At 32.3% G+C, this 12,745-nt stretch carries 12 protein-coding genes and 1 tRNA gene; 11 read left to right on the forward strand and 2 right to left on the reverse strand.

All coding sequences use genetic code 11. From position 1 onward, the window contains the following. Positions 1-195 precede the first annotated feature (195 nt). From folB to ABYT26_RS04005, 9 genes are all read left to right on the forward strand, one after another. On the forward strand, positions 196-546 hold the full coding sequence (gene folB / locus ABYT26_RS03965) for a dihydroneopterin aldolase (protein ID WP_372751603.1): 351 nt from the start codon (positions 196-198) through the stop codon (positions 544-546). Between the two features lie 117 nt (positions 547-663). Beyond that, positions 664-734 (forward strand) — tRNA-Cys (locus tag ABYT26_RS03970). Positions 735-916: 182 nt separating this feature from the next. Further along, the gene (locus tag ABYT26_RS03975) at positions 917-2,263 is read left to right on the forward strand and encodes a phage integrase SAM-like domain-containing protein (RefSeq protein ID WP_372751604.1); all 1,347 of its coding nucleotides are present in this window, start codon (positions 917-919) and stop codon (positions 2,261-2,263) included. Positions 2,264-2,298: 35 nt separating this feature from the next. Next, positions 2,299-3,234: a hypothetical protein gene (locus ABYT26_RS03980; RefSeq protein ID WP_372751605.1), complete on the forward strand. Its 936-nt coding sequence runs from the start codon at positions 2,299-2,301 to the stop codon at positions 3,232-3,234. Positions 3,235-3,440: 206 nt separating this feature from the next. After that, a complete protein-coding gene (locus ABYT26_RS03985) occupies positions 3,441-3,725 on the forward strand; it encodes a helix-turn-helix domain-containing protein (RefSeq protein WP_372751606.1) in 285 nt (94 codons plus the stop codon). Beyond that, positions 3,722-4,078 carry a hypothetical protein gene (locus ABYT26_RS03990; RefSeq protein ID WP_372751607.1) on the forward strand — a complete coding sequence of 119 codons (357 nt, stop codon included), beginning with the start codon at positions 3,722-3,724 and terminating at the stop codon, positions 4,076-4,078. The genes ABYT26_RS03985 and ABYT26_RS03990 overlap by 4 nt, the downstream gene beginning before the upstream one ends. 1 nt (position 4,079) lies before the next feature. Continuing rightward, positions 4,080-5,309, forward strand: coding sequence for a hypothetical protein (locus tag ABYT26_RS03995; protein ID WP_372751608.1), 1,230 nt, complete (start codon positions 4,080-4,082; stop codon positions 5,307-5,309). 66 nt (positions 5,310-5,375) lie between these two features. Next, positions 5,376-5,624, forward strand: coding sequence for a hypothetical protein (locus ABYT26_RS04000; RefSeq protein ID WP_372751609.1), 249 nt, complete (start codon positions 5,376-5,378; stop codon positions 5,622-5,624). A 136-nt stretch (positions 5,625-5,760) separates the two neighbouring features. Beyond that, on the forward strand, positions 5,761-6,258 hold the full coding sequence (locus tag ABYT26_RS04005) for a DUF4468 domain-containing protein (RefSeq protein WP_372751610.1): 498 nt from the start codon (positions 5,761-5,763) through the stop codon (positions 6,256-6,258). A 514-nt stretch (positions 6,259-6,772) separates the two neighbouring features. On the opposite strand, the gene ABYT26_RS04010 is transcribed toward ABYT26_RS04005, so the two are convergent. Next, positions 6,773-9,088 carry a chondroitinase-B domain-containing protein gene (locus ABYT26_RS04010; RefSeq protein WP_372751611.1) on the reverse strand — a complete coding sequence of 772 codons (2,316 nt, stop codon included), beginning with the start codon at positions 9,086-9,088 and terminating at the stop codon, positions 6,773-6,775. 627 nt (positions 9,089-9,715) lie between these two features. On the opposite strand from ABYT26_RS04010, the gene ABYT26_RS04015 reads away from it, so the two are divergent. Together ABYT26_RS04015 and ABYT26_RS04020 are read left to right on the forward strand one after the other, a co-directional pair. Then, the gene (locus ABYT26_RS04015) at positions 9,716-10,078 is read left to right on the forward strand and encodes a rhodanese-like domain-containing protein (RefSeq protein WP_372751612.1); all 363 of its coding nucleotides are present in this window, start codon (positions 9,716-9,718) and stop codon (positions 10,076-10,078) included. Between the two features lie 135 nt (positions 10,079-10,213). Then, positions 10,214-10,567 carry a rhodanese-like domain-containing protein gene (locus ABYT26_RS04020; RefSeq protein ID WP_372751613.1) on the forward strand — a complete coding sequence of 118 codons (354 nt, stop codon included), beginning with the start codon at positions 10,214-10,216 and terminating at the stop codon, positions 10,565-10,567. Positions 10,568-10,607: 40 nt separating this feature from the next. Here ABYT26_RS04020 and ABYT26_RS04025 read toward each other — a convergent pair whose 3' ends face one another. Then, positions 10,608-12,743, reverse strand: a complete 2,136-nt coding sequence (locus tag ABYT26_RS04025) for a hypothetical protein (RefSeq protein ID WP_372751614.1) — start codon at positions 12,741-12,743, stop codon at positions 10,608-10,610. Between the last annotated feature and the right edge of the window lie 2 nt (positions 12,744-12,745).

The following is a 12,745-nucleotide window of genomic DNA, read 5'->3' on the forward strand; positions in this document are numbered from 1 at the left end:
CTTTTCGAATCGAAATGCGTATCGACAAATTTACAATAATTTGTATTATCGATTAGCTTTAGAAACGAAAAACAAAAGTAGAGAAATTCCCTTAATATTACTTCGCTATGTTTCCTTTAAGAGTGAAAAAAGTGCAATTTTGTATTGGTTATTTAATCTCTTACTTTCGTCAAAGAATATCTGAAGATAAAAAAGATGGGAATTATTGAATTAGAGGGCATGGAATTTTATGCCTATCATGGGTGTTTTAAGGAAGAACAAATTGTAGGAAACAAGTTTACTGTGTATGTTCGAATGGAATACGTTGCCGAAAAAGCAGCTAAATCGGATTCTATTGGTGATGCTTTAAATTATCAACGTGCTTACGAAATGATTAAAGAGCAATTGCAAATTAAATCTCATTTGCTCGAACATGTTTGTGAAAGAATTTTGGATGTTTTGTATCAAAATTTCCCAGAATTAGTGCATGCAAAGGTAAAAGTATCGAAAATGAACCCTCCTATGGGTGGACAAATTGAAAAAGTCAGTCTGACTTTGTCTCGCTAATGTTTTGATTAGGTTTATTTTGGAATATTTCTGCAAATTTTTTATTACAATTTTTGGAAAAAATTTGCAGGAGTAAAACAGAATTACATATCTTTGCAACGCCTTTACGGTAGATAGGGTCTCTTGGCCGAGTGGCTAGGCACCGGTCTGCAAAACCGTCTACGGCGGTTCGAATCCGCCAGAGACCTCTAGACTATTAATTTAGTTTTATTTAAACCAACTTAAAACCTCCTATTTATAGGGGGTTTTGTTGTTTTAAGTAGTAAGGTAGATAAAAGAAAGTAAGACTAAATCAATTTTATTCCGCCCCCGATTCCGCCCCCTGATAAAAAATGATTAAATTTAAGTGTTCAAACTTAAATCTTTTATCATGGCTGTATCAGTTACTTTCCGATTAAGAGACCCACAAACAAAGGTTACCAAAGCCAAACAGCAAGAAACGCCCGTTATAATGTTTTTTAGTTATGGCTATTGTGAGAACAATAAGCAAGGCAAACAAACATACAAGCCCCTTAAATATCCTACTGGTTTAAAAATAAAGCCTTGCTATTGGAACAAGGAGACCCACCGAGCATTACAGAAAAGACAAATAGACTATCAAAACATTAATGATTTACTGGATATCATTGAGAATATTGCAAAGAAAGTACATCGTAGTTTATTAATTGATGACATTCAACCAAAACCCGATGAGCTTAAAAAAGCAATTGATATAGAGCGAGGCTTAATAAAAGAAGAAACAGCCGAAACCCTAAATTCATACATTGAAAGATACATTAAGGAAGCAGAGGAAGGAACAAGGCTTTATTTCCACAATGGCAAAGAAGGAAAATACACTTACGGAACGGTAAAGAGTTATAAAACGTTTCAGGTTCAATTTGATTTGTATCAGAAAGACCGTAAAACGAAGACTGATTTTGACGACATTACTTTAAATTGGTACGAAGATTTTAAAGGCTTTCTTTATTCAAAAGATTACACGAAAAACAGTGTAGGAAAGAGCATAAAACACCTTAAAACCATCATGAGAAGTGCAAAAGATGAGGATTTACATACAAACTTAGATTTCACTAAAAAGAAATTTCAAGTCGGCAAAGAACAGGTTTATAATATCTATTTGCATGAAGAAGAAATAAATAGAATTTCTCAATTAGATTTATCAGGAAAGCGAAATTGGGAACTAGCTAGAGATTTATGGTTGATGTGTTACCATACGGCTCAATCTGTTGTTGATGTTTTAAATCTATCTAAAGCCAATTTAACCACCTTAAATAATGGTGCTAAAGCATTGAGTTTTTCAAGACAAAAAACAGGTGTGAAAGTGCTTGTACCAATAACCGCACAATTAGAAACACTCCTGAATAAATACGATTGGAAAGCCCCCACAATAACCGAGCAGAAAACAAATAAATACATTAAGGATATTGCTAGGCATTTGGGCTTTCTTGAAATAGTGCAAATTGAAAAGACTATTGGAGGAAGAAAAACGAAAAAGAACTTCGCAAAATGTGATCTAGTTATGTGCCATACTGCAAGGCGTTCAGCATGTACCAACATGTATAACGCAAAGATTCCGCCTTTCGATATTATGAAGATATCAGGACATAAAACAGAATCAGAGTTTTTTGCCTACATAAAAACCACCAAAGAGGAAGCAGCCGAAAGACTAAGCGAACACCCATTTTTTAACCAACCAGTATTGAAGGTTGCTAAGTAATCTTTCAAAAAAAATAGTTTCAATATTTAAGCATAATGGCAAATAAATCAGAACAGTTGTTTGAGGAATTAAGAGAAGCAATAATTAATTGCAATACATTTCCATTTCCTCAATTTTCGATCGATGGAAATCCAAAATCAAATGAATACGAGAATTTATTTATTGAGCTTGATAATAAATTTAATGCTTTATACTTACAAAGCCATAAAGATGATTTCTATTGGTTTCATTGTTCTTGCAAAGTGTATAAAAGCCATTTTAATCAAAGACTGAAAAAGTATTTAGGTGAAAATCCTGATGCTTTAGAAATTGATTTTTTACGTTTAGAGATTAAAAAAATAAATGACTCTAACGACGAACGAAACGAACCGCCCATAATTCCAGTTGAGGATTTTAAAAATCCTGAGTCAGATAATGAATATCTTAGCTTTTTCGATTTAAAGAAAGATTCTTTTACAAAAATAAAACAATCACAAGAAAGGAAATTGGAATTTCTTAACTCCATTAAATATCCGCAAAAGGAAATTGCTAATATTAAACCAACTGTAAAAGTTAAAGCCCAAATCGAAAATAGATTATCAAACGAAGATCTTATAGCAATGTTGGTTAGTAAAGAGATTTTAAAAAAAGAACAAGAAAAGCAATTTTTGAAAATTATAAGTGGAAAACCTAAAACGGAAGATGTAATTTGGCATGATAAGAATTGGCAATTGTATACCCTTGTAAAATACTTTTCAGAACATGGTTTTTTAGATTTAGAAGAGGAGCAGATTAATACATTTATAATTGAAAATTTTGAAATAAAGGGCAATGGAAAGACCATAGGAGCAAAACAAGCTTACACAAGAAGAAAAAAGCGCTATGAAGATACGAAATTAGCTTATGCAGGAAAATCCGACGAAAAAAACCAACTAGGAAAAGACCTTTACTGTAAATATTCAACAAAACTAGATAGTGTTTTCAACAAATAGTAATTAAAATCCAACAAATAAACTGCATGTGCCAAGTATTCAACTTGTTATCTCTGTTGTCATGCCAACAAAATAATCCCTTAGTCCAACACTAAACCACAGATATTTAGATAGTTGTCAATCTTATCTTGCTTAACTTTATTTTATTCAAACAGGTTAAAGATTTGTCGACAAATCCATTATTAATTTTCTTAAATATTAGAAAAATGGATTCAAAATCTAAAGAAGTAAATTTTGATTACTTAAAAGAGTTAATCAGAGAAGTAATAAGCGAGGAGCTTAAAAAAGGTAACAAGCCGAAAGATGAAACTAAGTTTCGCACAAGATTAGAGGTTGCAGAGCTTTTAAAAATCACTTTACCAACATTGCACGAATACACAAAAGAAGGTCGTATTCAGGCTATGCGAATTGGTCGAAGGGTTTTGTATTCAGAACAAGCCGTTCAGGAGGCTTTACAAGTAGTTCCAAACACTAAAGGTAAAAGATCATGAACAAGCAAAAAGAAAAGGCTTGCGATTGCTCACAAGCCCTTAGGTGTTCAGACCTAAATCAAGTATCATTGATTCATATCAAAGATAAGAAAAACGCCCCGAAGGACAAGTTTCAAGTTCAATTAAAAAGAGTTTACGAGGCTTTTAAAACCCCTGGAACTATGCTTGAAATTTCATATCGAACAGGTATCGAAAGAGCTAATATTTGTTGGTATGTGAGAGAACTTGAAAAGCATGATAAAATACAAATTATTAGAAAAGGATTTTGTTCTATAACAAAGCATAGAGCAGGATTCTATACCACCGATGAAGCCCTATTTCATAATGATGAGAATCAATTAAAATTGTTTTGATATGGTTGATGGCATTGGAGTAAAAAATATTCCTTTCCCTGAAAACTATTGGCTTACTCATCCACTTTTAAAAGATTTGAAGCGAAGAACGACTTCAACAATTGGAAAGAGTAACACGGGGGAGAGTTTTGGGAGTGAATCAACTTTTGTAGATTATCGGGGAATTAAATTTTCAGATAATAGCATAAGAGGAAGTATTCATAAATTCCATAATCAGGGCAAGCACAATAATAATGACTTTTCTAGAGCTGAAATAATTGAGACCTTGAAAGAGTTACATTCTGATTTCAGTATTAATCCGCTTACAGTTCAGGTAACAAACCCCGAATTTGGTTTTAATATTGACTTGCCTTTTCCAGTCAATCAATTTCTAAATACAATACTTTGGCAAGGAGGACAAGCAAACGGCAAACCTTTAGTAAATCAAAAAGGAATCGAGTTTAAGCATGAAAATTATTATTGGCTAAAGATCTACATGAAAGACTTTGAAAATAGGCTTAGAGTTGAGATAAAACCTCTTAGGAAGGTGTTTTATAAGCAAACAGGAATCAATAATTTAATTGATATTGCTGATGCTGATAAATTAAAAGTGTTCTTTAAAATCTTAATAGAGAAGTTCTCAGAGGTGGTTTGCTTCGATGATAGCATTAATATTAATGATCTAGGCAAAAGAGATACTAAAGCTTATGACGAGTTAAAGAATGGTTACAATTGGGAAAAGTACAACAAGAAGCAGAGACATGATAAAAAGCAAACCTTGAAAAGACTGATAGATCAGTATGGCAATAGAGATTATAAATCCATTATTATTGATCTGCTAGAAAAAAAGTTTGCCGAGTTGATTAATGATGATATAAAAACATGTAACCTATTACATGATTTTGAAAAAGATTTGAATCAGGAATTTAAACCGAAACATGTAACCTATTACAGTGTAGATAAGGGGAAAAAACGTTACAAGTTAAATAATGATAGAAAGTGTAAAATTACTGGCTTAGGTATTTCAATGCAGAAAGACAATAGTATTTTATTATCACATGTAGGATTAAGATATTATTTGGAACATGAGCCTACGATATTTGAGGAAGTCAAAAGAAAGCATCTAACTAGAAAATGGTTTCATTCTGAACTAGATATTCAAATAAGGGAGATTGCGCATAACATTAGAGATTGTTACAGAAATAGAAATCGAAAGTATGGAAGTTTAGAAGATCAGAGTAGTTTATTCTAGATAGCTAAAATCTATAAGAAATAAAATATCATTACTTTTACTAAAGTAGTTAATAATAGAAATACGATGAGCGAAAGGAAAAAGTACGGAGGTCGAAAAAAAGGCACTCTAAACAAACAAACGGCTAAAATAAAGGAGGTTGTTTATTCAGTCGTGACAAATAATATTGACCAATTGCAAAGCGATATTGATTTATTAGAGCCTAAAGACCGTATTAACGTAATGTTAAAATTGTTGGATTATGTAATTCCAAAGAAAAAACCCGAAATAGAGGAAGAAGACAAAGAACCTGTAAACTTTATAATTGAAATTTAATCAATGTATCATTTAGAATAAATCCCTGCTTAGTTAAATCTAGGTAGGGTATTTTTTTGTATTAAATATTAATATGTAGCTTTAAATAGTTAGATTTATGAGAAGTATAATTTCAATTTATAAATATTATAATTCTATGAAAAAGATAATTATTTGCCTTATAATGTTGTGTAGTTTGGCTGTACAGGCTAAAGAATTTACTGAAGTCGTAGAGATATCAGGGAAAAATAAAAGTCAACTTTATAGCAGTGCTAGAGAATGGTTTGCTGAAACTTTTAAATCAGCTGAAGATGTGTTACAGATGGATGATTCAATAGCAGGCAAGTTGATTGGAAAAGGAATGGGAGATATTACGGTAAAATCAGGAATGGTTCCTGTTTCGTTCAATTATGATTTTACGGTAAAGGTTTTTATTAAAGAGGGAAAATATAAATATATTATTCAGGATATAGCTGTTATTAGTGAAGGTATAAGAACTAATTACGAGGACTATGAGGCAGCCAAAGAGAAATTTAAAAACAAAAAGAAACGTGTTGCCTTTTTTGATGAAATTCTAAATTCTATTGATTCTGATATGACACAAATTGTCGTTTCATTAAAAACTAAAATGAAAGGAATTGAAGATGATTGGTAATATTCAAACCTGATAAAACATGAATTTTAGGACTACTCAAAAGAATTGTTTCAGATTCTCAAAGCTTAACAAAACTTAACAATCACATTTTATAATTTGAGTTTCTTGAGTCCATAAAAAGAATTGATATTTTGCCATTTTGCACAGTATAAAAAAGAAAGAGTTTTTCGAGTCCATAAAAAGACTGTTTTTCTCAGAAAACAAAGCAAATCGATTTCATTCCGCCCCCGATTCCGCCCCCGATTGAATTTATATTTTTACATTGTCAGTATTAAAAGGGCTTGTAGAGTATTAGGTCTAGTCCGCCAGAGACCTCTAAGTAAATTTATAAAGCCCCAATTCTTAACGAATTGGGGCTTTGTTGTTTTTGGAACTTACTGTTTTTTGAAAATTTTAGAAATCAGTAGTTTCATCAAGCAAAAAATCCACTGAAAGGTTCTTCTTTTCAGTGGATTTGTATTTGATGCTTTAATTTATTGTAGAGTTACTCTGTGCAACAGCTTACACATCGCAATTAGTAAATCATTTTTAGTTTTAGATTTTCTTCGACTACTAATTTTCCAGAGTTAATAATTTCGTTTTCAGAGTGGATATTGTTTTTAGCTCCCCATAAAAGAGCGACTAGTTTCACAGGGTTATTTTTAAACGTATTTTTTGTAATGTTCACGTTGATAATACCTCTGGTATTTACTAGAATTCCTTTCTTTTCATTTTTTCCACACTTGGTAAATAAACTATTGCTAACAAGTAATGTTCCACCAATTGTTGATTCATCATATCCGCCTCGGTAGTAGTTAATAACATTGCTCTGAATATTTGTAAATTTGCAATTATCAATGGTTAGGAATTCAACATTATAATCGCCTTGGTCGTTGGTTTCTTCTGATAAATCAATACCATTCTCACAATCTTTCATCTCAGTATTGGAGAAGGAAATATTGATGGCAAATGTTTCTTTATAAGCCTTAAGAACATAGTCGAAATTGCTGATTTCTGATCCATCTACACTTAGGTTGTATAAGCTTGACATGTTATCCTCAAGACTTGCAAATGCATATTGTTTCATTTCACCAATTAGCACAACATTCTTTAAGGAAAGGTTACCATAAGGATGCATTTCGAAAGCTGGAGTCATGCTGTCACCCGAGTAGATAATTTGCGCTTTATCATTTTTATCTTTCGACTGAATGGTAATGTCTTTATCAATGATTAGAGAACTGCTTACGGCATATTGTCCTGCAGGTAATTCAATGATATCTCCACTATTGGCTTTTTCAATTTTCGAGGCCAAATCGCCTTTTTCAGTTGTAGCAATGAAGGTTTGCGCTGCTTTTTCAATTTTTTTGTTCGAATACCAGTTGGTACCATATTTTTTAGGATCCAAAATTTTAGGATCTATTTCTGGAGATTTACAAACAGCTCCCACTGAATTATTTACAGATCGTGAATTTCCAAAAATATCTTTGCTGATAGTTTCAAAATCGAAACCTGCATATACATTTGTATCTGCCTGATTATTTTTAGGAACGTAAATTTCATCCGTCAATTTAGTCATCTCAATATTGCTGGCTTCAACACCTTCATAGGGATCAAAAGCAACTCCCTGGTTGTTGATGATATTGTTTTTGAAATCTACACCATCTATCACCTCATGGGCAACGATTGGGTTTGCATCTCCTTTTTCGTTATAAATGATGTTATTGGCAACTGTGGTTCTGATTGGTCTTGCCGATCGTATTTCCGATAAAGGAAGTACATCTTTTTGGCTAACATTTGTTCCTACACTAAATTGCCATGGATTTATGCAGTTTACCCAAGTGTTGTGTGCAACAACAACATCGGTTACCTGATTGTATCTGTTTAAGGGAGATTTAGGAATGCCATTCATAACAGCGAGCGGACTTCTAAATACTCTTCCTTTTAAATTAAAAAAGTAGTTGTTAGTAATCCAATGACCAGTATTTACAACGCGGATACCTCCAATATTATCTGAATGATCATCGCCAATAAAATAGTTGCCATCCACAATGCAATAGTTTCCGTGACGCAAAACTAAAGAGCCTTCGCATTTGTAAAAAACATTGTTTCGGAACTCATTAAAATTTGATTTGTTCGAAATGATTTCTACCTCTCCATTGCATTCTTCGAATAGGTTATTTGCCACAAGAGCATTACTAGGCGACATGGAAGTAAAACTAGATCCGATTTGCATGGTTTCTCCATGTGGTCCACCTTTTGATGGTCGTGGGCCAAAGTAGTTATTGACAATTTTGTGATGGTTTTTAATACTTTCATTTCCTTTAATAAAGACTCTTATTGTAGGATTTGAATTTGATTTTCCAGAAATGTAGCAGTGATCCAGTTCATTATATCTACCCCAGAATTCTACCCAATGATCTTCTCTGTCGCGTTTAGGTTGATTAAAATCTTTGATAACACAATTTGTAAGCCTACAGTGATTAGCCACCTTATCACCTAGTTTAAAAGCGACAACTGCTTGCGAGGGTGTGTATCCATTTTTAAAATAGATACCACTAACTATCAGGTATTCACCTCCAAATTTCAGGTCTGATTGCCCCTCAATGCTTACTTCTCCAGGTGTTTCTGCACGTAAAGTAATCGGCTTATTTTTAGTGCCTTTTCCTGTGAATTGTATTTCAACATCTTTCCATACTCCATTTGCAAGAATAATTTCGTCCCCAGGAACGGCATTTTCTATTGCTTTATTAAGTTCTTCTGCATTATTTACTTTTAGGCCTTTCTGGCTGGAGATGTCGTTACATGCTGCCATGAAAATAAGAAAGCTTAAAAATATAAAATATCGTTTCATAAGTTTTATTGATTAAATAAATGAAAAATTTAAACTTGTTGAAATGTTACAACGCATTTTAGATTTTTCTGTAAATATTTATTTTGGGAGTTAAAATGCAACGTAAATTTATATTAAGTGTCCTGCATAATACATGATTATTTAGGGATTGCATAAACTATTACTTTATTTATTGTTAATTTTTTAAATAAAAATCTTCCTACAGAAGTTCTAAAATTTTACTAATTTATGAAAATCAAATTTAGTTTCATACCATCTATTTACAACGTTTGCAAATTCTAATTATTTAGGGAATAATTATTTTACTAGTGTATCAGTAAAACTTAGGTTTTTAGGATTTCTTATGACTAGTATTTGTTTGCAATTTAGATTCGTTCTAAAAATGTTTTATTATTTAGTGTGGAGATTCTTATTGGGTAATTTTAATTGTCTAGCTTTTATAAGAAAGACATTTAGTGACCATGAGTATGCGAAAATATATTTATTGAAAAAGGAATTCTTCTTTTGATTTTTCATTTTTATAGATTTGAAGTGGCTTATTTTTTTATATTTGTTAGAGGTAAATAAGAATGGATTCGGTTATTCACTGATTCTATGAATGAGATGTTTAATTTAAATATTAGAAATATGGTTTTTTTTCAAAATAATAATAACGGTCCAAAAACAAGTTATACAGCCCTTGAGTTAATGAGTGAATTGCAAAAACGAGATGATATTATTTTGGTTGATATTCGGGAACCTCAGGAGCTAGCTAAAAAAGGAATAGCAAATGCCATGCATATTTCTGAGGATGAAATGAATGATAAATTGCCACTTTTGCCTAAAGATAAGGATATCGTAATTTTTGATCATTTAGGATTTAGAAGCAAACAAGTCCGAAATTACATGCACAAAATAGGATATCACCGCACAGCGCATTTAAAGGGAGGATTAAATAGTTGGAATGAAGAGTTGAAAAAGCAACAAAATCAAGTTTCCGAAATGGAATAGATAAAAATATGAAATGAAAAGAAGCTCAATGACTATCAGTTATTGAGCTTTTTTATTGCGGATTTCTGTATTGAAAGTACCTCTTCTTTTAATTTTACTATCTTTAGTAAGATTAATAACAAATAAAAAAAGAGAGTGAGTCGATATTTTACAAATGATGCATCGGATAAAACGGATATTTCGCCTTTAGAGTTGGTTCAAAAACTGGAGAAGAACAAAGATTTTATCCTGTTGGATGTGCGAGAACATTCTGAGCTTCAGATTTGTAGTTTAAAAGGAGCAAAGCACATTCCTATGGGACATATTGCCTCTAAAATGGGTGAATTACCAAAGCACAAAGACTTGATCGTTTTTTGCCACATGGGAGTGAGAAGCAGACATGTGATAAACTATCTTCGAAAGAATGGATATACTCGTGCGTTTAATCTAAGGGGAGGTATTGATCGATGGTCGATGGAGGTGGATCCAAGCTTGCGAAGATATCGCTAAGAGTATTGCCAAAGGCAATTTATCATTGTAGATGCACTTTTTATTCCACAAATATACTTTGTCTTACTACTATTGGCTCTCCACTTTCCGAGATCCCTTCCATTCTTAATTCATATTCTCCTTTTACATCGCTTGTTGTAAATTGTAAATTACTATTTTGATTTTCGCTTAAGCGGATATTTGGTTCCCATAGTAAATCGGTTCTAAAATCTGGAATAAATGGGGCGTTTGTTTCGGTTTGTTGAGTCAAATGCCAGTTATCTGTAAACAAAGGCAGATAGTACCTTTCTGTGTTTTTAGGTAGTTTTTCTATTTTGCAGTCTTTGTTTTTAGATATGACATGAATGATTCCGTAAAAGTGCGCACTTCCAAAATAGTATTCGAAGGGAACGATTTCAATTTTATCTATTTCCGAAGGGTTTTTATCCAGAATAATTCTTGGATTACTTATTAGTAAGCCATCGTAAAGTATGAGTGGTGCTTGTTTCATTAGCACAGTTTGCTCTGGACTAAAAACGTTCATATAAGTTTTCTTGTTACGATATTTTATTTTTACTGGCGAAATAAATTCGTGAAAGTATTCTTCCAGAGAATCCAGACGAATATAGTTGTCAATTTTTATGGATGAGTAGGCTTTCCCAAAGAAATTACTTGTTGCCCGATGCAGGCTAGAATCTATTGTTTCGGTATATATTTTTTGTTTGTAGATTTCTCTTATTTTCAGATCTTGATACCGTTTTTTTAGAAACTCAATTTGGTTGGTAGTAAGATCTGATTTTTTCCAGGGAACTGGAGCAAAACCTGTACCCTTAAATTTTTCTTTTAATTGAATGGTGCATTCTTCCATATCGTCGTTATTTAACTGAATGGAAATATCATGCAAACCTTTTTGCAAGGGAAGAAGAAAGAAAAACTCACCATTTTTGTTTGATTTGATGGTATTTAAATCGGCATATTCACCAATTTTTGATAGAAATACACTTTTGTTGACAATGACTTCTTTGTTTTCCTGATTTTTGATTTGACCTTTCAAAACATAGGCTTCTTCTTCGGGATATTGTTCAGAAGTAGCAGGATAACTTGGTTTAGAATGTAGCCACAAGGATTCAAGCTCTCCTTTTGAGATCCAATTTTGATTCGGGATTTTACCAATTTGATTGAAATAAACATTCATAGAAGCTCCAAAATCAGAATAGAGATTGAAATAGTTAATAATAGAAGGTGAAGTTGGAAAAGCTTCCTTTAAACTGATGCTTGCAGAGAGATAAATAGTTTCATTTTCTTTCGTAAAATCATTTTTGTTGAGTTGAATATTTACTTTTTCATTGGTAGAAATATGCATGGGTGCACGTTCGAAAAATAAGTTCCTTTTATCTGTAGTGAGATGAACAGCAGATTGAGTTATTATTTTGCCTTCGGAATTTTTTATGCAAACACTAAAATTCGAAGATTTAATTTCCTTTTTCGGAAGAACAAATTCCCATTTATTTTGGTTGAATTGGAATTTTTGGTCGATTTCTATACCTTGATTCGATGCAATTTGAAAATGGAGAGGTTCGGTTGCAATCGGTGAATTTTTAGCATTAAAAATACTAAAGCGAATCAGGCGATCCAGATCTTCTACGCTTGAGTGAATGGAAATAGATTTTTCTTTTTGAACAGAATCAGCAGATAAAAGAATTGGGTTGTTACTATTTTTGAGTGAGAAAAAAGCATTTGTATTTTTACTATGAAGGTTTCCTTGCAATTTTTCAGATACTACCTGATTATTGAATACAAAAATTGGAGTTACACTGTTAAATTCCGGCGAACAGGAGTTCATCCAATATGTGTAGGCATTAATTGCATAGTTCCCCGTTGCAAGTTGTTTGCTAATTAAAAAACCACCTTCACCCATTCCGTTTTGTAAAATTATTTCGTCCTGTGCCACCGCATAACCCTCTTCATTAATTAGTTCCAGATAGGCAATCTTGCTTAATGAGGATGGTTTTTGTGATACAGAATTGATGCAATACATTTTAAATAAGACTGATTCACCTGCTAAATACGTATTTTTGTGTGTGTGTAAATAAATACGTTCACTTTCGTGAATTCTGTTTTGGGCCGTGGCCGATGTACTTAAAAACTGAATGACTGTGAGAAGGAGAATTGTATAGAGAGAAATATTTCTTTTCATAG

Origin of the sequence: Labilibaculum sp. (genome assembly GCF_041595635.1) — a bacterium.
Classification (GTDB): domain Bacteria; phylum Bacteroidota; class Bacteroidia; order Bacteroidales; family Marinifilaceae; genus Labilibaculum.

Coding starts and splice junctions, on each gene's coding strand:
- folB (WP_372751603.1), top strand. CDS start 196: ATGGGAATTATTGAATTAGAGGGCATGGAATTTTATGCCTATCATGGG.
- ABYT26_RS04010 (WP_372751611.1), bottom strand. CDS start 9,088: ATGAAACGATATTTTATATTTTTAAGCTTTCTTATTTTCATGGCAGCA.
- ABYT26_RS04000 (WP_372751609.1), top strand. CDS start 5,376: ATGAGCGAAAGGAAAAAGTACGGAGGTCGAAAAAAAGGCACTCTAAAC.
- ABYT26_RS04015 (WP_372751612.1), top strand. CDS start 9,716: ATGGTTTTTTTTCAAAATAATAATAACGGTCCAAAAACAAGTTATACA.
- ABYT26_RS03990 (WP_372751607.1), top strand. CDS start 3,722: ATGAACAAGCAAAAAGAAAAGGCTTGCGATTGCTCACAAGCCCTTAGG.
- ABYT26_RS04005 (WP_372751610.1), top strand. CDS start 5,761: ATGAAAAAGATAATTATTTGCCTTATAATGTTGTGTAGTTTGGCTGTA.
- ABYT26_RS03980 (WP_372751605.1), top strand. CDS start 2,299: ATGGCAAATAAATCAGAACAGTTGTTTGAGGAATTAAGAGAAGCAATA.
- ABYT26_RS03975 (WP_372751604.1), top strand. CDS start 917: ATGGCTGTATCAGTTACTTTCCGATTAAGAGACCCACAAACAAAGGTT.
- ABYT26_RS04025 (WP_372751614.1), bottom strand. CDS start 12,743: ATGAAAAGAAATATTTCTCTCTATACAATTCTCCTTCTCACAGTCATT.
- ABYT26_RS03985 (WP_372751606.1), top strand. CDS start 3,441: ATGGATTCAAAATCTAAAGAAGTAAATTTTGATTACTTAAAAGAGTTA.
- ABYT26_RS03995 (WP_372751608.1), top strand. CDS start 4,080: ATGGTTGATGGCATTGGAGTAAAAAATATTCCTTTCCCTGAAAACTAT.